The sequence below is a fragment of the Pseudomonas oryzihabitans genome (assembly GCF_014522265.1).
GTDB lineage: Bacteria > Pseudomonadota > Gammaproteobacteria > Pseudomonadales > Pseudomonadaceae > Chryseomonas > Chryseomonas aestiva.
Genome location: NZ_CP017024.1, coordinates 4,123,283 through 4,147,771 on the forward strand (window position 1 = coordinate 4,123,283; position 24,489 = coordinate 4,147,771).

The 24,489-nt window shown below is 64.1% G+C and carries 21 protein-coding genes and 1 riboswitch; of the genes, 13 read left to right on the plus strand and 8 right to left on the minus strand.

The genetic code is table 11. From position 1 onward, the window contains the following. Positions 1-6 precede the first annotated feature (6 nt). From BGI51_RS19125 to BGI51_RS19140, 4 genes are all read left to right on the plus strand, one after another. Entirely contained in the window at positions 7-1,104 is a 1,098-nt protein-coding gene (locus BGI51_RS19125) for a DNA topoisomerase IB (protein WP_187979364.1), read from the plus strand. A gap of 267 nt (positions 1,105-1,371) precedes the next feature. Continuing rightward, positions 1,372-2,106: a zinc ABC transporter ATP-binding protein AztA gene (aztA, locus tag BGI51_RS19130; RefSeq protein WP_187979365.1), complete on the plus strand. Its 735-nt coding sequence runs from the start codon at positions 1,372-1,374 to the stop codon at positions 2,104-2,106. Next, positions 2,103-2,972 (plus strand): metal ABC transporter permease, encoded by an 870-nt coding sequence (locus tag BGI51_RS19135; protein WP_064308864.1) that lies wholly within the window; start codon positions 2,103-2,105, stop codon positions 2,970-2,972. The genes aztA and BGI51_RS19135 overlap by 4 nt, the downstream gene beginning before the upstream one ends. Positions 2,973-2,983: 11 nt before the next feature. Continuing rightward, positions 2,984-3,904, plus strand: a complete 921-nt coding sequence (locus BGI51_RS19140; protein WP_187979366.1) for a metal ABC transporter substrate-binding protein — start codon at positions 2,984-2,986, stop codon at positions 3,902-3,904. A gap of 129 nt (positions 3,905-4,033) precedes the next feature. On the opposite strand, the gene BGI51_RS19145 is transcribed toward BGI51_RS19140, so the two are convergent. The 4 genes from BGI51_RS19145 to cobW all read right to left on the minus strand — a co-directional run bounded on the left by BGI51_RS19145 (position 4,034) and on the right by cobW (position 10,552). Further along, positions 4,034-4,588, minus strand: coding sequence for a vWA domain-containing protein (locus BGI51_RS19145; RefSeq protein WP_187979367.1), 555 nt, complete (start codon positions 4,586-4,588; stop codon positions 4,034-4,036). A gap of 110 nt (positions 4,589-4,698) precedes the next feature. Beyond that, positions 4,699-5,742, minus strand: a complete 1,044-nt coding sequence (locus BGI51_RS19150) for an ATP-binding protein (RefSeq protein ID WP_187979368.1) — start codon at positions 5,740-5,742, stop codon at positions 4,699-4,701. Between the two features lies 1 nt (position 5,743). After that, entirely contained in the window at positions 5,744-9,493 is a 3,750-nt protein-coding gene (cobN, locus tag BGI51_RS19155; protein WP_187979369.1) for a cobaltochelatase subunit CobN, read from the minus strand. Positions 9,494-9,499: 6 nt separating this feature from the next. Then, entirely contained in the window at positions 9,500-10,552 is a 1,053-nt protein-coding gene (gene cobW / locus BGI51_RS19160) for a cobalamin biosynthesis protein CobW (RefSeq protein ID WP_133860646.1), read from the minus strand. 103 nt (positions 10,553-10,655) lie between these two features. After that, positions 10,656-10,838: riboswitch (cobalamin riboswitch) on the minus strand. Between the two features lie 255 nt (positions 10,839-11,093). Between cobW and BGI51_RS19165 the strand changes: the two genes are divergently transcribed. Next, the gene (locus BGI51_RS19165) at positions 11,094-11,468 is read left to right on the plus strand and encodes a cobalamin biosynthesis protein (protein WP_133860647.1); all 375 of its coding nucleotides are present in this window, start codon (positions 11,094-11,096) and stop codon (positions 11,466-11,468) included. Here BGI51_RS19165 and BGI51_RS19170 read toward each other — a convergent pair. The 3 genes from BGI51_RS19170 to BGI51_RS19180 all read right to left on the minus strand — a co-directional run bounded on the left by BGI51_RS19170 (position 11,459) and on the right by BGI51_RS19180 (position 13,796). Continuing rightward, positions 11,459-12,187: a segregation and condensation protein A gene (locus BGI51_RS19170; protein ID WP_187981357.1), complete on the minus strand. Its 729-nt coding sequence runs from the start codon at positions 12,185-12,187 to the stop codon at positions 11,459-11,461. The genes BGI51_RS19165 and BGI51_RS19170 overlap by 10 nt on opposite strands. 110 nt (positions 12,188-12,297) lie before the next feature. After that, on the minus strand, positions 12,298-12,927 hold the full coding sequence (locus tag BGI51_RS19175) for an L-threonylcarbamoyladenylate synthase (protein WP_158893925.1): 630 nt from the start codon (positions 12,925-12,927) through the stop codon (positions 12,298-12,300). After that, the gene (locus BGI51_RS19180; protein ID WP_187979370.1) at positions 12,924-13,796 is read right to left on the minus strand and encodes a PHP domain-containing protein; all 873 of its coding nucleotides are present in this window, start codon (positions 13,794-13,796) and stop codon (positions 12,924-12,926) included. Before BGI51_RS19180 ends, BGI51_RS19175 begins: the two co-directional genes overlap by 4 nt. Before the next feature lie 60 nt (positions 13,797-13,856). Here BGI51_RS19180 and BGI51_RS19185 point away from each other — a divergent pair, with 60 nt between their 5' ends. The 4 genes from BGI51_RS19185 (at position 13,857) to BGI51_RS19200 (ending at position 17,286) form a co-directional block, all read left to right on the plus strand. Continuing rightward, positions 13,857-14,441: a septation protein A gene (locus tag BGI51_RS19185; protein WP_187979371.1), complete on the plus strand. Its 585-nt coding sequence runs from the start codon at positions 13,857-13,859 to the stop codon at positions 14,439-14,441. Positions 14,442-14,445: 4 nt separating this feature from the next. Further along, positions 14,446-15,123, plus strand: coding sequence for a response regulator transcription factor (locus tag BGI51_RS19190; RefSeq protein ID WP_133860652.1), 678 nt, complete (start codon positions 14,446-14,448; stop codon positions 15,121-15,123). Between the two features lie 111 nt (positions 15,124-15,234). Next, positions 15,235-15,669: a Spy/CpxP family protein refolding chaperone gene (locus BGI51_RS19195; RefSeq protein WP_187979372.1), complete on the plus strand. Its 435-nt coding sequence runs from the start codon at positions 15,235-15,237 to the stop codon at positions 15,667-15,669. A gap of 243 nt (positions 15,670-15,912) precedes the next feature. Beyond that, entirely contained in the window at positions 15,913-17,286 is a 1,374-nt protein-coding gene (locus BGI51_RS19200; protein ID WP_187979373.1) for a sensor histidine kinase, read from the plus strand. Here the strand turns inward: BGI51_RS19200 and BGI51_RS19205 are convergent. After that, complete coding sequence (locus BGI51_RS19205; protein WP_187979374.1) at positions 17,261-17,827, minus strand: nitroreductase family protein; 567 nt, start codon at positions 17,825-17,827, stop codon at positions 17,261-17,263. The two genes, BGI51_RS19200 and BGI51_RS19205, sit on opposite strands and share 26 nt — an antisense overlap. 200 nt (positions 17,828-18,027) lie before the next feature. Here BGI51_RS19205 and BGI51_RS19210 point away from each other — a divergent pair, with 200 nt between their 5' ends. The 4 genes from BGI51_RS19210 to BGI51_RS19225 all read left to right on the plus strand — a co-directional run bounded on the left by BGI51_RS19210 (position 18,028) and on the right by BGI51_RS19225 (position 24,223). Continuing rightward, the gene (locus BGI51_RS19210) at positions 18,028-19,410 is read left to right on the plus strand and encodes an adenylate/guanylate cyclase domain-containing protein (protein WP_187979375.1); all 1,383 of its coding nucleotides are present in this window, start codon (positions 18,028-18,030) and stop codon (positions 19,408-19,410) included. Between the two features lie 1,011 nt (positions 19,411-20,421). Beyond that, positions 20,422-21,522, plus strand: a complete 1,101-nt coding sequence (locus tag BGI51_RS19215; protein WP_187979376.1) for an amidinotransferase — start codon at positions 20,422-20,424, stop codon at positions 21,520-21,522. A gap of 169 nt (positions 21,523-21,691) precedes the next feature. Further along, positions 21,692-22,915: an ATP-grasp domain-containing protein gene (locus tag BGI51_RS19220; protein WP_187979377.1), complete on the plus strand. Its 1,224-nt coding sequence runs from the start codon at positions 21,692-21,694 to the stop codon at positions 22,913-22,915. A gap of 63 nt (positions 22,916-22,978) precedes the next feature. Then, positions 22,979-24,223: an ATP-grasp domain-containing protein gene (locus BGI51_RS19225; RefSeq protein WP_187979378.1), complete on the plus strand. Its 1,245-nt coding sequence runs from the start codon at positions 22,979-22,981 to the stop codon at positions 24,221-24,223. Positions 24,224-24,489 lie beyond the last annotated feature (266 nt).

Sequence of the window (24,489 nt, forward strand, 5' to 3'; positions counted from 1 at the left end):
AAAGTAATGCAACGCCTCGCCCAGACCGACCTGCCCATCCCCGCCGATGAGCGTGACGACACTGGTACCGCCCTCTGCACGCCCTTGCCGCCCGACCTCAATTATGTCGATGACTGCCAGGCGGGCCTGAGCCGACGCAAGCTGCGCGGCAAATGGGCTTATTTCACCCCCGATGGCGAACGCATCTGCGATCAGGCGGAAGTCGAGCGCATCAACAAGCTGGCCATCCCGCCGGCCTATACCGATGTCTGGATCTGCCCGGACGCCAATGGCCATCTGCAGGCTACCGGACGCGACGCCCGCGGCCGCAAGCAGTACCGCTACCACCCGCGCTGGCGCGAGATCCGCGATACCGACAAGTACGAGCGGATGCTGGCGTTCGGGCAGGCCCTGCCCAAGTTGCGGCAGCGGGTGGAAGAGGATCTCGCCCGGCGCGGCCTGTGTCGGGAAAAGGTCATGGCCACGGTCATCAGCCTGCTCGACGCGACCCTAATCCGGGTCGGCAACGCCCAGTACGCCAAGAGCAACAAGTCCTATGGGCTCACCACCCTGCGCAACCGACATGCCGAGGTGCATGGCAACACCATAGCCTTCCACTTCCGCGGCAAGAGTGGGGTGGAGCATGAGATCAAGGTCAGCGATCCGCGGCTGGCGCGTACCGTAAAGAAGTGCCTCGAGCTGCCAGGTCAGCACCTCTTTCAATATGTGGATGGGGACGGCGATCGCCATACCGTGACCTCGTCCGACGTGAACGCCTACCTGCATGAACTCACGGGCGCCGACTTCACTGCCAAGGACTACCGCACCTGGGCCGGCAGTGCCCTGGCGCTGGAAGCCCTGCGCGAGTTGCGGTGTGAAACCCAGACCGATGCCAAGAAGGAGCTGGTGGACATGGTCAAGGCGGTATCCCGCACCCTGGGCAACACCCCGGCGGTCTGCCGCAAGTGCTATATCCATCCGGGCGTGCTGGATGCCTTCCTCGCCGGCGACCTCTGCACCTTGCCCAAACCGCGCAAGCGCAAGGGGCTCAAGGAGGAAGAGGTGCTGCTGCTCAACTTCCTGCAACGGCTGGAACAGCGGATGGCGGAGACCCAGGCGGCCTGACCAGGTCGCACGCTACCCTGACCCCTGCGTGGGGCGGGGAGCATTCTGCGCCAGGCGCCAGTCATGCTCGCCTGGCGTGACGACTCCCCAACGCCCAGATGACGATGCCGTATTTGTTATGTTATAACTTTTGCACGTCATTCAAGGCTCCGTCATGGCATCCCCTCGCGCTTCCCTTCTCCTCCTTTCCGTGCCCGTTCGGCTGTCGCTCGCCGCCATCCCATTGGTCGCGCTTTGGCTGGCGGTACTCTGGGCGGTCGCCCTGCCATGAGCGCCGCCATCGAACTTCAGGACCTGACCCTGGCCTATCAGCGGCATCCGGCCATCCATCATCTCAGTGGTCGCTTCCGGACCGGCAGTCTGACGGCCATCGTCGGCCCCAACGGGGCGGGCAAGTCCACCCTGCTCAAGGCCATCGCCGGCACCCTGAGACCGGTCAGTGGTCGCGTGGACCGGGCCGTGCCCCAGCGCCGGCTGGGCTATCTGCCGCAAGCCGCGGAGATCGACCGCAGCTTTCCCTTGAGCGTGCTGGAAACCGTGATACTGGGCGCCTGGCGCGGCTTGGGCGTCTGGCGCGGGGTCACCGCCGCCCATCGCGAGGAAGCGTCCCGGGCGTTGCAGGCGGTCGGCCTCGAAGGCCTCGAGGATCGCTTGGTCGGCGCCCTGTCCTCCGGGCAATTCCAGCGAGTGCTGTTCGCCCGGCTGCTGTTGCAGGATGCGCCGGTGCTGCTGCTGGACGAGCCTTTCACCGCCATCGATGCTCGCACCACCGCGGACCTGCTGACCATCGTCCGTCGCTGGCATGGTCAGGGTCGCACGGTGATCGCCGTGCTGCACGACCTGGAGCAGGTCCGCCAGCACTTCCCCGAGACCCTGTTGCTGGCTCGGGAAGCCATCGCCTGGGGCGCCACCGATCAGGTGCTGGTCAGCGAGCATCTGGCCCGCGCGCGCAATCTCGCCGAGCACTGGGACGCCAATGCGGCGGTCTGTGAGCGCGCATGACCCTCTATCAACTCCTGTTCGAACCCTTCGTCGAATTCGGCTTCATGCGTCGCGCCCTGGTGGCCTGCCTGGCCCTGGCGCTGGGCGCCGGTCCGGTGGGCGTCCTGCTGATGCTCAGGCGCATGAGTCTGGTGGGCGATGCCATGAGTCACGCCGTGCTACCAGGCGCGGCCCTGGGCTTCATGGTCGCCGGCCTGTCGCTACCGGCCATGGGCATCGGCGGGATGCTTGCCGGACTCTTGGTGGCCGGACTCGCCGGCCTGGTCAGCCGCTTCACCAGTCAGCGTGAAGATGCCAGTTTCGCCAGCTTCTATCTGATCTCCCTGGCCGCCGGGGTGCTGATCGTTTCGCTGCACGGCTCCAGTGTGGATCTGCTGCATGTGCTGTTCGGCACCATCCTGGCCATCGACGCCACGGCGCTCTATCTGGTCGCCGGCATCGCCACCCTGTCGCTGGTGGTGCTGGCGGTGATCTACCGACCGCTGGCGCTGGAGTGCTTCGATCCGGGCTTCCTGCGCGCCGTAGGCGGGCGCGGCTCGCTCTATCACCTGCTGTTCCTGCTGCTGGTAGTGCTCAACCTGGTCGCCGGTTTCCAGGCGCTGGGTACGCTGATGGCGGTGGGCCTGATGATGCTGCCGGCCACCGCGGCGCGCTTCTGGGCCAACAGCCTGCCCGGACTGATGGCGGTGGCCAGCCTGATCGCCAGTCTCAGCGGCCTGATCGGCCTGGTGCTGTCCTATCACCTCGGCTGCGCCTCGGGTCCGGCCATCGTCCTGACCGCGGGCGGCTGCTACCTCCTCTCCCTGCTGTTCGGTCGCCTGGGACTCTACCGGCGGCTGCGCCCTCGCCCTCACCTCACCCACTGAAAGGAGTCATCATGAAATCCCTGTTTTCCCTGGGCGCTGCCCTGCTGCTCGCCGCTGCCGGCCAGGCCCAGGCCGCACCGGTCAAGGCTGTCGCCACCTTTACCGTGATCGCCGACGTGGTCAAACAGGTCGGTGGCGACCAGGTTCAGGTTTTCTCCCTGGTCGGTCCCAATGGCGACCCCCATGCCTACGAACCGACGCCCACCGATGCCCAGGCGCTGAAACAGGCCGATGTGGTGTTCATGAGCGGCCTGCACCTGGAAGGCTGGATGGATCGCCTGATCAAGGCCTCCGGCCAGGCGCGCCCGCCGGTAGTGCTCAGCGAAGGGATCAAGACCCGCGAGCTGGCTGACGACGAGGATGAACACGGCCACGCCGACCACGATCACGACCATGGCGGCATCGATCCCCATGTCTGGAACAACCCGCTCAACGTGGTCGTCTACACCCGCAATGTGGTGAAGGCGCTGTCCGCGGTGGATCCGGCGCAGGCTGCCACCTTCAAGGCCAACGGTGATCGCTACATCGCCGAACTGGAAGCCCTGGATCGCTATGCCCGCGAACAGATCGGTCAGGTCCCCCAGGCCAAGCGCAAGGTGCTGACCTCCCACGATGCCTTTGGCTACTTCGCCGACGCCTATGGCGTGACCTTCATCTCGCCGCTGGGTCTGTCGACCGAGGCCGAAGCCTCCGCCCAGGACGTCGCCAAGCTGATCCGCCAGATCAAGCAGGAGCATGTCGCCACCTACTTCTTCGAGAACTCCAACGATCCGCGCCTGGTGCAGCAGATCGCCAAGGCCAGTGGCGCCCAACCGGGTGGTGAGCTGTACGTCGAGGCGCTATCCCCGGCAGACGGCCCGGCTGCGACCTATGCGGCCATGTTCCGCTACAACGTGGACACCCTGGTCAAGGCGATGAAGGGCGGGCATTGAGGTTAAAGGTCTTCTGGTAGGTTGGCGCTGAGCGCAGCGAAGCCCAACAGCGTGAGGGTCCAGCACCTTCACGTTGGGCTTCGACGGTGGAACCGTCTCAACCCAACCTCCGCCAGAAAGGCTGGGTGGCTAGACCACCGGCACCTCTTCCAGGTGCCGGTATTCCGCGCCCAGGCGCCGGGCGAGCTCCCCGGCCCGTCCCAGGCGCAGCGGTCCCAGTTCGATATCCAGCACCTGGACAGGACAGTCCGGTACTGCCAGCGCTTCCAGGTCGCGCAGCCGCCCGTCAGTGACCAGGAGCAGCTGGCATTCCTCGCCAGGGCGCTGCCGCCGACGACTTTGCAGCCATTGCTGAGCTTCGGCCAGGCCCGCCAGCAGAGGCGTTCCGCCTCCCGCTCCCAACTGCTCCAGCCAGGCCTGCAATGCCTGACCGCTGCGCTGACCCTGGAACGACCATTCCGGTCGCTCCCCCGCTGTCTGCAGGACCGCGACCCTGACCCGCTGGCGATAGGCCTGTTCGAACCAGTCGGCCAGCAGGCCCTTGGCCTGGGCCAGGGCGCCGTGGCGGCGGGTGGACGCGGAGTGATCGACGATCACCAGCCAGAGCTGCGCCGGGCGCTGCCGGCGCGGTTGCCGCAAGAGATCGTCAGCGCGACGCGGACGCCCCAGGAGCAGCGTCGGCACCCAGGCGATGGGGCCTGCCGTGCCCGGCGAACGGGCGCCCTGACGCCCGCCCAGGGCCTTGGCCGTCCCGCTTCGGGCATCACGATCCGGGGCATGAGGTGATCGGATGCCTAGGGCTTTTTTGCGCCGCCAAGGCGGCGCCTGGGTCCCGTCGCGGTGGGCTCCGGCGCCAGGGCGCCCCAGCTATCGCCCTCACCCTCCGCGGGCTCGGCGTCACCCTGTCGCTGTTGATCGCTAGGCTCCTGCTCCGGAGTATCAGCAGCTGAATTATCTTTCAGGGGTGGTATTACTGCTGGAGTGTCCGGTAACGCGCGGCGCCGGTGGCGCAGGGCGAATTCGGCCACGGCGGCGATATCGGGGTTTTCGATCGCCGGCGCGCCGCGCCAGGCGGCATGGGCGCGAGCCGCGCGCAACCAGACCAGATCGGCGCGCAGGCCATCGACCCCGGCCTGGTGGCAGCCTGCGGTGATGGCTTCCAGCGCGGCATCGTCCAGCGGGATGTCCGCCAGCCGCGCACGGGCCGCGGCGCAGCGCTGCCGCAGCTCCGCCTGGGCTGGTTCCCACTGGGCATTGAAAGCTGGCGGATCGCTGTCGAAGGCCAGGCGGCGGCGCAGGATCTCGGCCCGCTCCCGGGGTGCCGGCCGGCTGTCCAGCGCCAGGGCGAAGCCAAAGCGATCCAGCAACTGCGGACGCAACTCGCCCTCTTCCGGATTCATGGTGCCTACCAGCAGAAAGCGCGCGGCGTGCTCGTGGGAAATGCCGTCGCGCTCCACCCGGTTGACCCCACTGGCCGCCACGTCCAGCAGCAGATCCACCAGGTGATCCGGCAGCAGATTGACCTCGTCGACATAAAGTACGCCGCCATCGGCCGCCGCCAGCACGCCTGGCGCGAAGCGGGCCCGCCCCTCGCCGAGGGCCGCATCCAGATCCAGCGTGCCGACGATGCGTTCCTCGCTGGCACCCAGCGGCAAGGTCACGAAGGGACCGCCTCCGAGCAGATCGGCCAGGCCCCGGGCCAGGGTCGACTTCGCCATACCCCGGGGACCTTCGATCAATACGCCGCCAATACGGGGATCGATGGCGTTGAGACACAGCGCCAGTTTCAGGGACTCGGCGCCAACCACGGCGGCGAGGGGAAAGACGGGAGCGGTCATCTCAGGCTTCATCCATATCCATCAGGAGCTGTTCAAGGGCTTCACGGTAGTCGCCTGGCGCCTGCCAGAGGCCGCGTTGCTGGGCTTCCAGCAGGCGCTCGGTCATGTCGCGTAGCGCCTCGGGGTTGTGGCGTTCGACGAAGTCGCGGGTATCGGCATCGAGCAGGTAGGCATCGGCCAGTTGCCGGTATTGATGATCCTCGACCAGCTCGGTGGTGGCGCCGAAGCCGAACAGGTAGTCCACGGTGGCGGCCATCTCGAAGGCGCCCTTGTAGCCGTGGCGCTTCATGCCGGCGATCCACTTGGGATTGGCCGCCCGGGAGCGCACCACGCGGCCCAGTTCTTCCCTGAGGGTACGGATCCTGGGCAGGTCGGCCTGGGCATGGTCACCGAAGTAGCTGGCACGCCGCTGGCCACTCAGGGTCTCGGCAGCGGCCAGCATGCCGCCCTGGAACTGGTAATAGTCGTTGGAATCGAGCAGGTCGTGCTCGCGGTTGTCCTGGTTCTGCAGTACGGCCTGCAGGCGACCCAGGCGGCGCGAGAAGTCGTCGCGGGCAGCGGTGCCGTCATCCTCGGCGCCATAGGCATAGCTGCCCCAGTTGAGATAGGCAGTGGCCAGTTCGCTACGGTCCTGCCACTGTCGCTCTTCCACCGCGCCCTGGACGCCGGCGCCATAGGCGCCGGGCTGGGCGCCGAAGATGCGCCAGCCGGCCTGACGCCGCGCGAGGTCAGCAGCGGTACCGGCGGCTTCCAGCGCAGCGCGCTCGCGGCGCACCTGGGCGGCCAGGGGGTTGAGGTCGTCCGGCTCCTCCAGCGCGGCGACCGCCTGGACGGCGGCATCGAACAGCCTGACCAGCCCACCGAAGGCATCGCGGAAGAAGCCGGAGATGCGCAGGGTGACATCCACCCGCGGCCGATCCAGCAGCGACAACGGCAGGATCTCGAAGTCCTCGACCCGGGCGCTGCCGATCTGCCATACCGGGCGCACGCCCAGCAGGGCCATCGCCTGGGCGATATCGTCGCCGCCGGTCCTCATGGTCGCCGTGCCCCAGACCGAAAGACCCAGCTGACGCAGGTGATCGCCCTCCTCCTGCAGATGACGCTCCAACAGCAGGTTGGCCGACTGCCAGCCCAGCCGCCAGGCGGTCATGCTCGGCAGGTTGCGCACGTCCACGGAAAAGAAGTTGCGCCCGGTGGGCAGCACGTCCAGCCGCCCGCGACTCGGCGCGCCGCTGGGGCCGGCGGGAACGAAACGCCCCTCCAGTGCCCTCAGCAGGCCGCCGATTTCAGCGGGACCGCAGCTGTCCAGGGCCGGCGCGACCTGGCCGACCAGATGCTCCAGCACCGGGCGGGTGGCAGGCAATTCGTCCAGCGCCAACGGCAGCGGCTCGGCATCGACGGTCGCGGCCACCAGGACCAGGGCCAGGAGCTCCAGCCGCTCCCGGGTATCGCCCAGGGTGCGCCAGGGTTCGCTCGACAGCCCCTCCAGGCACGCCGGACGCGGCCCCTGCCAGGACTCGCCGAGGTCAGCGGCCAGGGGATCGAACCCCAGCTGCAGGTCCTTGGCCAGCACTCGCAGCAGGCTGGCATTGGCGCCCTGGGCATCGCCCCGGGGAATGCGCAGCAAGGCCACCAGGGTATCGCGACGCAGCTGGCCGGTCGGGGATTCACCGAACACATGCAGGCCGTCGCGGATCTGGGACTCCTTGAGGTCGCACAGGTAGGCGTCCAGCTGCGGTAGCCAGCTGTCCGGATCGTCGGTGATCACCAGCCCCAGCTCGCGATCCAGGGCGGTTTCGCGGACCAGCTGCAGGATCTCGCCGCGCAATTCGGTGGCGCGTCGGAGGTCCAGCAGGCTGGCGTCGTAGTATTCGTCGGCCAGGCGCTCCAGGTCGCGCAGCGGCCCGTAGCTCTCCGCGCGAGTCAGCGGCGGCATCAGGTGGTCGATGATCACCGCCTGGGTGCGCCGCTTGGCCTGGGCACCCTCCCCCGGATCGTTGACGATGAAGGGATAGACGTTGGGCAGCGGTCCGAGGATGGCGTCCGGCCAACACTCCGCCGACAGCCCGACGCCCTTGCCCGGCAACCACTCCAGATTGCCGTGCTTGCCCAGATGCACCACGGCTTGGGCGCCATAGGCCTCGCGCAGCCAGAAATAGAAGGCCAGGTAGCCATGGGGCGGCACCAGCGCAGGATCGTGATAGACCGCCGCCGGATCGACGTCGTAGCCGCGCACCGGCTGGATGCCAACGAAGGTCAGGCCGAAGCGCACCCCGGCCACCATGAGCCGACCCCGACGGTGCATGGGATCGGCCTCGGGCCCGCCCCAGCGCTCGGTCACCGCCTGCTGCAGGCTGAGGGGCAACTGGGCGAATAGCGACTGGTAGTCCTGCAGCGCCAGACTCTGCAGGGCCGGGCGCAGATCGCGCAGGGCGCTGTCGTTGGTCACCCCACCGAGCAGGCGCTCGATCAGGGCGGTACCGCTTTCAGGCAGATTGGCCACCGGGTAGCCGGCCGTCTGCAGCGCCTGCAGCACCTTGAGCGCCGCCGCCGGGGTATCCAGGCCGACGCCATTGCCGATGCGGCCGTCGCGGGTCGGATAGTTGGCCAGGATCAGGGCGATGCGCTTGTCCGCGGCAGGACGCTGCGCCAGTTCGATCCAGCTGCGCGCCAGCCGCGCGACGAAGGCCATGCGCTCGCCATCGGCCTGGTAGTTGACCACGTCGCTCTGGCTGCGCTCGCAGCGCCAGGCCAGGCCCTTGAAACTGATCGGCCGGGTGATGATGCGCCCGTCCAGCTCCGGCAGGGCGATGTGCATGGCCAGGTCGCGGGCGCCCAACCCCTGGGGGTTCTCTTGCCAGCGCTCGCGATTATCCTGGGCGCAGATGGCCTGGAGTACCGGTACCGGCCGACGGAACGGCGTGAGAGTCGGCCGTTCCGGACTGGATTGGGCAAAACCTGTGGTATTGAGGATCAGCGCCGTAGCGGTCTCGTCCAGCAGCCGTTCCACCTCTTCCAGGCAGGCCGACTCCTTGAGACTGGCCACGGCGATGGGCAGCGGATTCAGCCCCTGAGCTTCCAGCTGCTGGCAGAAGACATCGACGAAGGCGGTGTTGGCCGACTGCAGGTGGGTGCGATAGAACAGCAGCGCCACTGCAGGCCAGTCCGGTCGCCAGCGCTGACGCCAGCCATCCAGACCCAGGGCGTCTGGGTGATAGACGGCCACCCGCGGCAATTCCCGCGGCGGCTGGTAGGTGTACCGGGCATCCAGGCACTCGCTGGCCAGGCAATGCAGGAAATCCCGGGCATTGCCCAGGCCGCCCTGGCGCAGATAGCGCCACAACCGTTCGGCCAGCTCGGGCGCCACCGTACCCAGGGCCATCAGTTCCGGGTCGGGCCGGTCGCAACCGGGTACCGCGATCAGGGTCAGCCCCCGCGCGGCCAGCTCGGCCAGCCGCTCCATGCCATAGCGCCAGTAACCCTGGCCGCCATGCAGGGAGATGAACACCACCCGCGCCTGGCTCAGCACCTCGTCGACGTAGAGATCCACCGAGGCGTGGTTCTGCAGCTGCATGGGATTGGCCAGCCGCAGACTGGGATAGCGCTCGTCCAGGCTACGGGTCGCCTCGGCCAGCAGCGCCAGGTGCGAATCGCCACTGCAGAGCACGACGATCTCGCCCGGCGTCTGCGCCAAATGGGCGATGCCATCGTCCGGGACGAAACCGCCCGGCTGGGTACGCAGCAGATGCATCCGGGGTCAGGCCACCGCGGCGCGCAACTGGGCGGTGATGGCCGCCTGGTCCAGCTCCTGACCGATCAGCACCAGCTGGGTGCTGCGGGTCTCGCCGGTCTTCCAGGCACGGTCGAAATGCTTGTCGAAGCGGGTGCCCACGCCCTGCACCAGCAGCCGCAGCGGCTTGCCGGCGATGGCGGCGAAGCCCTTCACCCGCAGGACGCCATGACTCTTGACCACCTCGGTCAGCGCCGCCAGCAGGGTCGCTTCCGCCACCTCGGGCAACTCGACGCCAAAGGAGTCGAATTCGTCGTGGTCATGGTCTTCATGACCTTCGAGGTCATGGTGGGTCGGACGGCTGTCGATATGGGCCTCGGACTCGGCCTGCAGGCCCAGCAGCACCGACAGGGGCAACACGCCACGACTGGCTTCCACCACCTTGACCGCCGGCGGCAACTCTTCGCTCACCTCGGCGCGGACCCGGGCCAGGGCCTCGGCGTCCAGGCCGTCGGCCTTGTTGAGGATCACCAGGTCGGCACTGGCGAGCTGATCTTCGAACAACTCGTGCAGCGGCGATTCATGGTCGAGGTTGGGGTCCTGCCGACGCTGGGCATCCACCTGCTCCGGATGGGCGGCGAAGGTGCCGGCCGCCACCGCCGGGCTGTCGACCACGGTGATCACCGCATCCACGGTGCAGGCGGTGCGGATCTCCGGCCACTGGAAGGCCTGCACCAGGGGCTTGGGCAGGGCCAGGCCGCTGGTTTCGATGAGGATGTGGTCGATGTCACCCCGCCGCGCCACCAGCTCCTTCATCACCGGAAAGAATTCTTCCTGCACGGTGCAGCACAGGCAGCCATTGGCCAATTCGAAGACGCGGCCCTGGGCCTCTTCCTCGCTACAGCCGATGCTGCACTGGCGCAGGATCTCGCCGTCGATGCCCAGCTCGCCGAATTCATTGACGATCACCGCGATGCGCCGGCCTTCGGCATGGTCGAGCATGTGCCGCAGCAGGGTGGTCTTGCCGGAACCGAGGAAGCCGGTAACGATGGTGACGGGAGTCTTGGCCAGGGTTTTCATGGGCTGCCCTTAGAAAGAAAGCGAAAAAAGACGGGCAGGCATGCCGGACGCCCGCGTGACGGCGAGGCCCTGGTGGCAGCCCGGATCACCCCGCCCGGTTGCGTGTTCGAAAGGTGACGAGGCAGGTCTCCTGGCTCGCGGCGCCCGGCTCCGGCCTTCCCGCGTGAGCAGTGGCCTGGTGGAGTGGCTGAAGATGCCGCTTACAGTTGCGGGGGCAGCCGCGGTATCGCACCGCGTTCCCTTTCAAGCTCTTGCCGACAAGAGCACCTCGGAACGCGACAGGCTACGAGCGCCCCGCCAGGGTGTCAATCCGCCAGGCTTGACCGGCAGACGAGGCGCGTGGTCTGCTCGAAGCGGTCGCCAAGGGCGAGCCACCGCCTGCCTTCCTCCCCTCAAGACCTGCCATGATCGCCATTACGCGTCCCTTCGCTACCTTGAACCAGACCGATACTTCGGCGTGGCGCCCGTTCGTCCTTCGCCCGCTGTGCTGTTCAGGCTCTGGACTGGACTGCCACGCTTCGTCCAAGGACCTTCAAGGCTGATGGGCCTGGTTCTCGGCCTCGGCTGCCGTCAGGACTGTTCGCTGGACGAACTCGCCGAGCTGGCGCTCGGGGTCTTGCAGGAAGCCCAGTGCGATCGCACTGCGCTGACCGCACTGGCTACCGTTGCGAGTCGACTCGAGGAACGCGGACTGCGCGCCCTCGCCCAGCGCTGGCAGCTGCCTCTGCACGGCTTCACCGCCGAGCGTCTGGCGCAAGAGCGCGGCATAACTGCCGCCAGCGATCTGGTGTTGCAGTACACCGGCAGCCCCAGCGTGGCTGAAGCCGCGGCCCTGGCTGCAGCGGGTGAAGGTGCCCGGTTGTTGGTGAGCAAGCGCAAGAGCGCCGCCGCGACGGCCGCCCTGGCTTATGCCTGAGCGATCCCTTCCCCGTCGGCGTCTCTGACCCGGGCGCGGACATGGATAGGGCTGAAGGGCTCGTTCTGCACCAGTTCCACCAGGGATTCCTTGACCAGTTCGAGAATGGCCATGAAGGTCACCACCACGCCGAGCCGGCCTTCATCCAAGGTGAACAGCGCCACGAAGGGCACGAAGGCACCCTCCTTGAGGCGCTCCAGCACCTGGCTCATGCGCTCGCGGGTGGACAGCACCTCGCGGGTCACCTGGTGGCTCTCGAACAGGTCGGCGCGGCGCAGGACCTCGCCCATCGCCAGCAGCAACTCGCCCAGGTCCACCTCGGGCAACAGCTTGCGCGCCCGCGCATCCGGCGCCGGCAAGGTGGGCACCACGAAGTTGCGGCCTTCGCGCGGCAGCTCATCGAGATCCTCGGCGGCCTTCTTGAAGCGCTCGTATTCCTGCAGGCGGCGGATCAGTTCGGCGCGGGGATCTTCTTCCTCGGCGTCCAGGCCTTCGGCGCGCGGCAGCAGCATGCGCGATTTGATCTCCGCCAGCATGGCGGCCATCAGCAGGTATTCGGCGGCCAGTTCAAGTTGCACCGCCTTCATCAGCTCGACATAGCTCATGTACTGCCGGGTGATCTCGGCGACCGGGATGTCGAGGATGTTGATGTTCTGCTTGCGGATCAGATAGAGCAGCAGGTCGAGCGGTCCCTCGAAGGCTTCGAGAAAGACCTCCAGGGCATCCGGCGGGATATAGAGGTCCTGGGGCAGCTCGGTGAAGGCCTCGCCATAGACCAGCGCCAGGCGCAGCTGCTCGGGTTCGAGCAGCTGGGGGTCCAGGGCTTCGCTCATGCTTCGATCATGAAGGGCGTCGGATCTCCGGCACCGACCCGGATCACTTCCGGTTCGTCATCGGCCAGGCTGATCACGGTGGACGGCTGCAAGCCACCCGGACCGCCCTCGATCACCAGGTCGACGAAATGCTCGAGCCGCTCGCGGATCTCCCAGGCATCGCCCAGGGCTTCGTCATCCCCCGGCAGAATCAGGCTCACGCTCATCAAGGGCTCGCCCAGGGCCTCCAGCAGCGCCAGGGTGATCGGATGCTGGGGCACCCGCACGCCGATGGTGCGCCGCTTGGGATGCAGCAGCATGCGCGGCACCTCGCGGGTGGCATTGAGGATGAAGGTGTAGGGCCCGGGGGTATAGGCCTTGAGCAGGCGGAAGGCACTGGTATCCACCTTGGCATAGATGCCCAGCTCGGAGAGATCGCAGCACACCAGGGTGAAGTTGTGCTTGTCGTCGAGCTGGCGGATGCGGCGGATACGCTCCACCGCGCTCTTCTCGCCGATACGGCAGCCCAGCGCATAGGACGAATCGGTGGGATAGGCGATGACACCGCCGGACCGGATGATTTCCACGGCCTGACGAATCAGCCGCGGCTGGGGATTCTGCGGATGAATTTCGATGAACTGGCTCATTGGGGTTCCCGAATCTGAGGGTATAGCGGTTGACTGAAGCGCGCCCACAGGGGCGGCAGATCTTCGGGCAACGGACGGTACATACCCAGCTCCGACCACTCGGCCGGCGCATGGAAATCGCTGCCCGCACTGACCATCAGACCGAATTCCCGCGCCAGAATTGCCAGGGTGCCGACCTGCTCCGCCGGCTGCACGCCGTTGACCACCTCGATGGCATGGCCGCCGCCGCTGACGAATTCGCCGATCAGCTTGCGCAACTTGGTGCGGGTGAACCCATAGGCCAGCGGATGCGCCAGGCTGATCCAGGCCTTGGCGCCCTTGAGCGTCGCCAGGGTCTCGGCCAGGGTCGGCCAATGCTGCTTGACGTCGCCGAGCTTGCCGCCGCCGAGCCATTTGCGGAAGGCATCGCCGCGGTCCGCGACATGGCCGGCCTGCACCAGGTATTCGGCAAAATGCGGCCGGGCCGGCGCATTGCGGCTGTCGCCCAGGGCCAGTTGCACCGCGCGAGCCCCTTCCAGGGTGCCGGGCATGCCCTTGGCCGCCAGCCGCCGGTCAATTTCCCGGGCGCGCTCCCAGCGACCTTCGTGCAGCGCTTCCAGGGCGGCATTCAGCTCTGGCGCCTCAGGGGCGAAGTTGTAGCCCAGCACATGCAGCGTGGCGCCGCCCCAGGTACAGGACATCTCGATACCGGGGAGCAGGCGCAGACCCAGTCCGTCCGCGGCTTGCAGGGCTTCGGCGTAGCCGTCCAGGGTGTCGTGATCAGTGATGGCCAGCAGCTGCACCCCGCGCTCATGGGCCCGTCTGACCACCTCGGCGGGCGCGAAGGCGCCGTCCGACGCGGTGGTATGACAGTGCAGGTCGATACGCATGGCTTTCTCCTCCGGCTTCATCAGGTATTATGCCGCGATGCACTGCTATCGGCTGCGTTAATGAAACAACTCATCGATTTCATCCCCCTGCTCCTGTTCTTCCTGGTCTACAAGCTCGATCCGCGTCCGCTGGAATTCGCCGGGCATGCCTTTACCCTGGGCGGCATCTTCAGTGCCACCGCGGTCCTGATCATCGCGTCCCTGGTGGTCTATGGCGCGATCTTCGCGACCCAGCGCCGGCTGGAAAAGAGCCAGTGGCTGACGCTGATCGCCTGTCTGGTGTTTGGCGGCATGACCCTGGCCTTCCATAGCGAGACCTTCCTGAAATGGAAGGCACCGGTGGTGAACTGGCTGTTCGCCGTGGCCTTTCTGGGCAGCCAGTTCATCGGCGACAAGCCGCTGATTCAGCGCATGCTGGGCCACGCGGTGCGTCTGCCGGCGCCGATCTGGACGCGGCTGAACATCGCCTGGATCATCTTCTTCATCGTCTGCGGTTGCGCGAATCTCTATGTGGCCTTCACCTACGAAAGCTTCTGGGTCGACTTCAAGGTCTTCGGCAGCCTGGCGATGACCCTGGTGTTCATGCTCGGCCAGGGCCTCTATCTGGCGCGCCATCTGCAACCCATGGATGAACCGCGAGACTGATCCCATGAGTCAGATACTGCTGATCGACGATGACCAGGAGCTGTGCGAGCTGCTTGGTGCCTGGCTGAAACAGGAAGGCTTCGAAGTCACCGCCTGCCATGCCGGCAGCGATGCCCGCACCCAGTTGCGCGAAGCCACGCCGGACGTGGTGGTACTGGACGTGATGCTGCCGGACGGCAGTGGCCTGGAGCTGCTCAAGCAGTTGCGCAGCGATCATCCGCAACTGCCCGTACTGATGCTGTCGGGACGTGGCGAGCCGCTGGACCGCATCCTCGGCCTGGAACTGGGTGCCGACGACTATCTGGCCAAACCCTGCGATCCGCGTGAACTCACCGCACGGCTGAGAGCCATCCTCAGGCGCAGCCATCCGGCCCAACCCGCGGCCCGCCTGCAGCTGGGCGATCTGTCGCTGAGTCTGGCGCGGGGCGTCGCCAATATCGGCGAAACCGAGATCACCCTGACCCTCACCGAGAGTCGCATTCTCGAAGCCCTGCTGCGCCAGCCGGGCGAACCCCTGGAAAAGCAGGCGCTGGCCCAGGCAGCCCTCGGACGCAAGCTGACGCTCTACGACCGCAGTCTGGACATGCACGTCAGCAATCTGCGCCGCAAACTCGGCAGCCATGCCGACGGTCGCCCGCGCATCCTCGCCCTGCGCGGCCGCGGCTACTACTACAGCGTTTAGCCCTCCGCGCAGCCTTTACCCCCTCTTTACGCCCGCTGACCGCCACTGACTTCCCCGCTCCTAGACTGGGCTCATCCGGTATTGCACCGGTCATCCCAAGGAGATTTCCCGATGCGCAAACTCATGCCCGCCGTGCTGTTCGCTGCCCTGCTGCCGACCCTGACCCTGGCCGCGACCCAGGACAGCGCCGACATCGCCCCGCCGCCCCACGGCAAGCTGATGGACGGTGGTCCGCGTGGCGATGGCCCCCTGCGCGGTCTCAAGCTGACGCCCGAGCAACGCGAGCAGGTCGGCAAGCTGATGGGCGAGGAACGCCAGCAGCAACGCGAGATCGTCAAGAGCTATCTCGACAAGCTGCCCGAAGATCAGCGCAAGGCCCTGCACGATCAGCTGGATGGCAATCGCGACAAGACTCGTCAGTCCATTCGCGCCCTGCTCAAGCCCGATCAGCAGAAGCGCTTCGACGAAATGGAAAAGAAGCGCGAGGATCGCGCCAAGGAGTGGGCGGAATTCCAGCAGTGGAAGCAGGACCACAAGTCCTCGTAATCCCCGATCGCTGCGCCGACGGTCCTCGGCGCGGCGTCTGACCGAGAACCTGCCCAACGTCTCGCGAGCTGGAGACAAACAAGGCCTAGGCGGCCCCACGAAAATGTCTGAGGAAGCGGATCGGACCCGCGCTCGGGTTTACGAGTAGTAAATGAGCATTCGGACGGGGCTGGCCTTCCAGGGCATTTTCAACGCAGTTTGGCCGACGCGCAGCAGACTTTGAGCAGTTTCTAAGGCGACCGCATGGTTTTTCGTTCCCTTTTCTGGCGCATCTTCGCCACCTTCTGGCTGGCCATCCTCTCCGCGGTCGGCCTGACCATGCTGCTCGGCCACCTGGCCGACCAGGATTCCTGGATCCTCGCGCAGCATCCCGGCTTGCGCGACCTTCCCGAACAATGGGTGCAACGCTATGAAAACGACGGTCCCGCCGCCGCCCAGGGCTTGCTCGAACAGCGCAAGGGCCGCTATGGCATCGATGTGCTGGTGCTGGGCGAAAACGGCTCGCCCCTGGTGCGCGGCACCTTGCCACCGCGCATCTTCGACCAGGATCTCGACCAGCCGCAGCATCAGCAGCGTCCCGGCCCTGGCGCCCGCGATCCCAACCGGCCACTGCCCTGGCGACGCCTGACCGACGAATACACCAGTCCGAGCGGTCAGAACTACCTGTTCATCTACCACCTGCCCACGCCCGAGCTGGGCGCCTGGCGCCGGCAGAGCCTGTTCTGGCCGGTCGGCATGCTGGCCATCGCCACCGTGGTACTGACCCTGTTCAGCCTGCTGCTGACCCTGAGTCTGACCCGCCCGCTCAATCATCTGCGCCGCGCCGTCCACGATCTCGGCCAGACTGCCTATCAGCAGGACACCCTGGCCCGCCTGGCCCGGCGCAAGGACGAACTGGGCGTGCTGGCCGAGGACTTCAATCGCATGGGCGCCCACCTGCAGCGCCTGATCGACAGCCAGCGGCAGCTGCTGCGCGACGTGTCCCACGAATTGCGTTCACCGCTGGCGCGGCTGCGCATCGCCCTGGCGCTGGCCGAACGCTCCGATCCTCGTGACCTGGGCAACATGTGGCCGCGGCTGACCCTGGAATGCGATCGCCTGGAAACCCTGATCGGCGAGATCCTCGCCCTCGCCCGCCAGGAAGCCGACCCGGGCCCACCCGAGCAACTGGAATTGCATCCACTGCTGGAAGGCCTGGTGGAGGATGCCCAGCTCAGCGCACCCCAGCAGCGCGTGGAACTGGCCGTGCCCACCGCCCTGCGGCTGGATGGCTGGCCGGACGTGCTGGAACGCGCGCTGGACAATCTGTTGCGCAATGCGCTGCGCTTCAATCCACCCGCGCAGCCCATTGTCATTTCGGCAACGGCGGCGAAAGGCGAGGTCCGCATCCAGGTGCGCGACCACGGGCCCGGGGTCAAGACAGCCGACCTACCCCGCCTGGGTGAGCCCTTCTTCCGCTCGGATCAACAGCACGCCACTGGCTATGGCCTCGGCCTGGCCATCGCCCGCCGCGCCATCGAGCGCCATGGGGGCGAGCTGCACCTGAGCAATCACCCGGACGGCGGCTTTCTCGCCACCGTCATCCTGCCGCTCAGGCCGGTCCTGGCCAATGGCTGACCTGCGCGCTCAGATCACGCGGCGCCGGGACGCGCGGCGCTACCTCCGGCGTGCCCAGGTAGATGTAGCCCACCAGCTGTTCGTTTTCGGCCAACCCGAGCCCCTGCAGCACCCAGGGGTCGTAGCTGAAGTCACCGGAGCGCCAGACCGCCCCAAGTCCCAGGGCGAAGGCCGCGTTGACCAGGCCGTGGGCAACGCAGCCAGCGGTAATGATCTGCTCCTGGACGGGCACCTTGGGGTGCTCCTGCAGCGTGGCAACGACGGCGATCACCAGGGGGGCTCGCAGTGGCATGCGCCGAGCCTTGTCCAGGGCCGCTGCATCCGCATCGGGCTCGCGACGGCGCAGGGCGTTCGCATAGAGCTCGCCGAGCACAGTACGGCCCTCGCCGGCCACCAGGATCAGCCGCCAGGGGCGCAGCAGCTTGTGGTCCGGCGCCCGGTCCGCGGCGCGCAGCAGGGTCTCGAGTTGCTCGGGGGTCGGGCCTGGCCCGGTCAGGCGACCGACCGAGGCGCGATTGCAAAGGGCTGCGAGGGCATCCATAGCGTCTCTCCTGTAAAGATGCCGCAGTGTAACCCAGGGATGACTGTCGAATTTGGCTGTCACAGCAGCGGAACGGCCGACAATCTTGGCCCTCGCCGGGGCGGTCGGCTAAGATCGCCAATGCAAGAAAACCCGGCCGCTTTCATCGTCGCGAACGGAGTTATCCCGACCTCTCGCCTTTTTCGAAACGGACCCGACAGATGAAGTTTGCGCTCAACCGGTTCCTCGCAGCGTCCGGTGACAGCCTGGGCGTCTACTACGCCCGGGTATTCGCCTATCTGATTGCCGCCGCCAGCGTCACTGCGGGCTACTACGTCCAGGCCGATGCCGTGGGCCTCTGGCTTATCCCCTATGCCCTGCTCTATCCGCACGTGGCCCAGACCCTGAGCCTCAAGCTCCGGCGCGACCGCGGCGCCCAGACCGATATCCTGCTCGCCGCCCTGGACGCCATCCACGTCGGCATGGCCGCGGTGGTGTTGCGCTTCCCGCTGATGCCTACCCTGATGCTGCTGTTCATGCTCGGCTACACCAGCATGCTGCGCGGTGGCCCCCGCCTGCTCGGCCTCTGCCTGCTGTTCGCCACCAGTGCCGCGGCGCTGGGCAGTGCCACCTTCTTTCATGGCGTCGACCTCACCAGTCCGCTGCTGGTGGCGGTCACCAGCGTGGTGGGCACCATGCTGCACCTCTGGGGCACCGGCTACTTCCTGCACCGGCAGCGCAAACGCCTCATCCAGATCAACGACGATCTCAAGCGCGAGCAGGAGAAGTCGGCGATCCTGGCGCACAATCTGGCGAAGTACCTTTCGCCCCAGGTCTGGGAATCCATCTTCACCGGCAAACAGCACATCGCCCTGGGCACCCAGCGCAAGAAGATCACGGTGTTCTTCTCCGACATCAAGGGCTTCACCGAGCTGTCCGAAGAACTCGAGGCCGAAGCCCTCACCGACATGCTCAACAACTACCTCAACGAGATGTCGAAGATCGCCGTGAAGTACGGTGGCACCATCGACAAGTTCGTCGGCGACTGCGTGATGGTGTTCTTTGGCGACGCCAACAGCCAGGGCGCCAAGAAGGATGCCGTGGCCGCGGTCTCCATGGCCATCGCCATGCGCAAGCACATGAAGGTCCTGCGCCAGCAGTGGCGCAGCCAGGGCATCAACAAGCCGCTGGAGATCCGCATGGGCCTGAACACCGGTTACTGCACGGTCGGCAACTTCGGTTCCAGCACGCGCATGGACTACACCATCATCGGTCGCGAAGTGAACCTGGCCAGCCGCCTGGAAAACGCTGCCGACGCCGGCGAGATCCTGATCAGCCACGAGACCTACTCGCTGGTCAAGGAAACCATCATGTGCCGCGACAAGAGCTGGATCACCGTCAAGGGTTTCAGCAAGCCGGTGCAGATCTACCAGGTGGTGGACTTCCGCCGCGACCTGGGCGCCTCCCCCAGCTACGTCGAGCACGAACTGCCGGGCTTCTCCATGTACCTGGACACCAACAACATCCAGAACTACGATAAGGACCGGGTCATTCAGGCGCTGCAACTGGCGGCGGAAAAGCTGAAGGACAAGGTGATCCTTTAACGCGACCGCAGACCCTGCGGCCGCATCCAGACGCACCTCGGCACCCTTGGCCGGGCGCAACCAGACCGCTAGCGCAAGCAGCATTCGGGCTGGTGCCTAACCGGGCGCTGATGTATCGCTGAGAGGCCGGAAGCGCAGCAGGCCAGCCCTCCTCCCGGCAATACCCGTTGCCGCCCATTAGATCGCGAGTTAGCCCGGTAAACATACAACCGCGTAGCTGAAGCGAACTCGTCGTTTCGGCCTAGCTGCACAGGCCCAGGCCAACGTTGGACGGCGTGCGCTCATGCGCTTTCGATACCCACGCTGCCCGGCCTCTTCCAGGAGCACGCGAAGCCGAAGGCTTACTTACGACTCCAGGACGGGCAACGCCAGTGATGGGGCCACCTTCCCTTGGGCTGCTGGCGAACCGGCCTATCCCGATTTTCTGAAAGGTAGTCGGGCGACGATCAGTCTTGGCCAGCGAATCTACGCGGCGCAAAGTACCGATGCGGGTCAGGTGCAGCCCAACCTCCTGGGCAGCGTTCACGGTGAGCCTTCAATAGCGCCCTGAAGCGCCTCTCCCCATCCTTGAATCGCCCAGAGCGATTTCAATAACCCATGAAGATGCACGCCATCTCCGCCATGACATGCCGGCCGCATGATCTTCAAAGAAGTACTACCAGCATATTAATTTTCGCCCTGCTTATTACATGTACGCCAATACCTATCGTGCAGACCGATGCATCTCCTTTTTATCAAATAGCCTGACCGGATCAAGCCGCCAACCACAGTCCCTCTAAAAAAATACAGCAGCAGTCAGGAAGACGCACTAAAAATCATCACCCCACAAGAAACATCAATTAAGCAGAAGGCGCGCACTCACCCGCACTTTTGACCCCAACACTCGACCAACACATAGGAATACCGTTATCTTATAATCCGACAATATATATTTACTTAACCTCCGCTCTTGCCACCCAGTATTTTTTCGCCAAACATAAACTCTTCACTTACTGCCGGAGGCCATTGACCATGGAATTCCAAACAGAAGAGTCGTCATCTTTTTCCAACCTGGAAAGCCCTGTAGAAGTCTATACGGAGTGGGACCCCCTGGAAGAGGTCATAGTTGGAATAATGGATGATATTCGCGTACCTGAATGGGATACCGGCCTGAAGGCCATCATACCCCGGGAATCAAGCGACTTTTTCCAGACCTACTCAGGACGGCGTTTTCCAGAAGAGCTGGTCAGCAAAGCCAGGCAGGAAGTCAATACGCTGGCCAGGATCCTGGAAGCCGAGGGCATAAGAGTAAGACGGCCAAACGAGTCCAATCATCATCAGCCCATAGTGACTCCCCATTTCACGACAGGTGGCACCTTCTACTCCGCCATGCCAAGGGACTGCCTCTTTGCGATCGGCAAGAAGATCATTGAAGTACCCATGGCCTGGCGCAGCCGTTACTTCGAGACCTTCGCTTTTCGTGACATCCTGAACGATTACTTCAGCAGAGGTGCCGACTGGATCTCGGCGCCCAAGCCGATGCTGAAAGACGACATCTGGAAAAAGGATTATGACTTCGATCAAGAGATTCCATTTAATTCCATAATCACTGAAGCGGAACCACTATTTGACGCTGCCGATTTCATGAAAATGGGCCGTGACATCATCGGGCAGCGTAGCCATGTAACCAACAACAAAGGAATCGAATGGCTGCGCAGAACCCTGGGTCCGGACTATCGCATCCACATCTATGAGTTTGAAGAGCCGGGACCCATGCATATCGACACAACGATATTACCACTGGCACCAGGTCGTGTACTGGTCAACAAAGGCTGGGTACCGCAGATCCCTGACATCTTCAAAGACTGGGAAATTTTAAATCCTCCGCAGTCCAACCTGCCAGATCACCATCCGCTTTACATCACTTCCAAGTGGATTCACATCAATGTGCTGATGTTGGACGAAAGAACTGTTGTTGTTGAACAGGACGAGGAGGCATTGATCAGTGCCTTTCGCAAGTGGGGATTCAAGACCATCCTCTGTCCGTTCAAACACTTCCAAACCTTTGGAGGCTCTTTTCACTGCGCGACGCTGGATGTCAAACGTCGCGGGAGCCTGAAAAGTTATATCTGATGACGGTCGACGCCCTGTTTGCAGCACAGGGATGCTCTTAGCGTGCAGGGACCGGAGACCCTGCGCGCTTGACGGCCCCATCCTGTCGGAAAGGTCTATAAGCGCAGAGCATTTCCAGACAGCGTCCAAGGAGCGATACGGGCAGCCGAACCCAAGCCAGGGAATTGAAATGAACGACAAACCTACTGTACTGATCGCTTCTTCCGACCTCGCTGTCGCCGCGAAGCTGGAAGCGATAAAGGCGCTGCATGACCTGGAGGGCTGGGGGTTCGTCTTCCTGCTGGAGGATTACCTGGGCGAAGCAGGCGCCGAACTGAAACGGCCGGAAAACTTCATCGTTTCCGACTTCGCTAACGCCACTGAGGTAGCGGGTGCGCTGGATAGAATAGCTTGCAACTATAAAATCTCTACGGCGATCGCTTTTGATGAATTTTCGCTCTACGTCGCCGCCTCAGCAAATGATCGCTGGCAACTCCAAGGCATAACTCGAAAAAATGCTCAACGGTTTCGCGACAAAAAGAAGATGAAAGAAATTGCTCAGCGAGCAGGCATCAAGACAGCCAGGGAAATTACCCTTGATGAAATCAAGCGCGCAGAGATCCAGTTCCCCCTCATCATCAAACCGCGTTCACTGGCAGGGTCTCAAGGTGTCCAGATCATTTCCACAGCAGAAGAACTTTCAAGAATAGATATCAATTTCGACCCTGACTACCAGGACATGAGTGAGCGTCAGTATCTTATCGAAGCCTACAATCCAAGCAGTATCTATCATATAGACTGTGTCGTTCTCGAAGGAACGCTGGCATTCATATCGGTCGGCGAATACCTGGGAAAACCCATTGATTTCCTGCAGGAAAAACCTGTCGGCACGGTGTCCGTCCCCGAGCGGATGATCGAGGATACCTGGCGCCAATTCACTGAAGGCGTGATAGCCGCATTCGAAGCGCCTGACGGGGTTTATCACATAGAAGCCTTCGCCGGTGCAGAACTGCTGGAAATCGCCTACCGACCTGGCGGGGCAGCCATCGTGGAGATGATAGAGATGGTCTATGGGCTGGACCTGAAGCATATCCATCTTGCCGCACAGCTGGGTTTAGCGCCGTCACTCGATATCCAACGCAAGGAAGAGGCCTTTGGCTACATGACCTTTCCTAAAAAACATCTTGCTACCGAGCCGCTCTACGTCACACAGACCGCCTTTCCGCCCCTCGAAAACATGCCGACTCTGAGAACCTATGCGATGCCCAGAGCAGGCGATCTAGCGTCGGGAAAATTCTACTGCTACAAGGATTCGCTGGGTTCTTTCGTATTTTGTGGCAACCGCAAGCTCGTGCTTCAGGACATCGACTACCTGAATAAAAACTACCGGGTCGACGTGGCCGCTGAACAGTGAAAAGCCGCTTTGGAATAATCCTGCCTCAGAGGATTCTCCACAAAACTGGAGGCTAATTTCGTCATGAGAATAGACCAGCCAAACACCATACTGATTATTTCCTCTGAACTGGATGTCAGTGAAGTAATCGCTAACATCAGCAACACCTACCCAATACCGCATTGGACGTTCGTCTATCTTCTGGAGGATCTGCTGGATCAGGCCGGAGCGGAATTGAATCGCACCGACACCTTTCTGGTTCGTGACTTTGCCGCCCATGCCGAGATTGAAAGAGCCTTTGACCGAATCGCCAGCGAGTACCGGGTAACTGCGGTCCTACCCAATGATGAATTCGCGGTACACATTGCAGCTTGGGCCAATGAGCGCTGGGGACTGCCAGGGCTAACGCTAGAGGTGGCGGCACGGTTTCGCGACAAGAAGCGAATGAAGCAGATCGCCCAGTCGTTCGACATTCCGACGCCCAGAGAACTCACACTCGACCAGATCAAGGGCGGCGCGGCGACATTCCCGATCATCTTGAAACCCCGGTCCCTGGCTGGCGCCGTCGGGGTCAAGATCATCACCAGTGCCCTCGAGCTTTCCGACATTCACAGCGGTGAGGATGACGCCTATCAGGATATGAGCGACCGTCAGTACATCCTTGAAACCTACAACAGCCAGCCGCTGTATCAGCTAGATGCAGTCGTCCTAAGGAAACAGCTGGCATTCCTGTCCGCGGGAGAATACCTGGGAAAACCCATCGACTATCTCGCCGAGCGCCCGTTGGGGTACCTCTCCGTACCCGAAGACGATCTTCAGGCACGCTGGCGACCCTTCATCGAGCGCGTGATGGTTGCGTTTGACGGGCCTGATGGGGTCTACCATATCGAAGCCTTCGGCGACGCCGACGATGGCTTCGAGCTGCTGGAAATTGCCTACCGCCCTGGCGGAGGACCTACGGCCGAAATGATAGAGCTCGCCCATGGAATAGACCTGCGCCTGCTTCACCTGACGCTTCAATTGGGTCTCTGCGAATCCCTACAGGCCCACCACAGTGCCGAAGCCTGGGCCTACCTGATGTTTCCAAAAAGACACCTGTCCCGTGAGACGCTTTATGTCACGCACCTCTCGCTCCCGGATAGCGAGAACCTGCCGACATTGAAAATCAGCACCCTTCCGCGCCCAGGGGACACAGCATCGGGTGAGTTCTTCTGCCACAAGGATGGCCTTGGAACATTCGTATTCTGTGGTGGGCGGCAAAGAGTCGCTGAAGACGTTCACTACGTTCTGGATCATTACCAGGTCCATCTCGAAGCCAGAAGCAGCTAGGCGCCAACAAAGGGGGGGTAAAGGTTCTCCGGCAAGAGCGACGGGCGTGCAGCCCGCCATTAGGGCACGCACCTGCGCTACCATCGCCTGCAGCCTCACTCCCAGCTACCGTGTCTTGTCTGGGCGGCTGCTGCCAGGGCGATCTCGGCGCCCCATGCTTTGTCGCCAGGCACAGGAGGACAGCGACCCCTATGGCTCACTCCAGCGCGGGTAGCGTGTTCATCAGCCGGGCAACGATTCGATCCCAATAAAAAGGCCCCGACGCC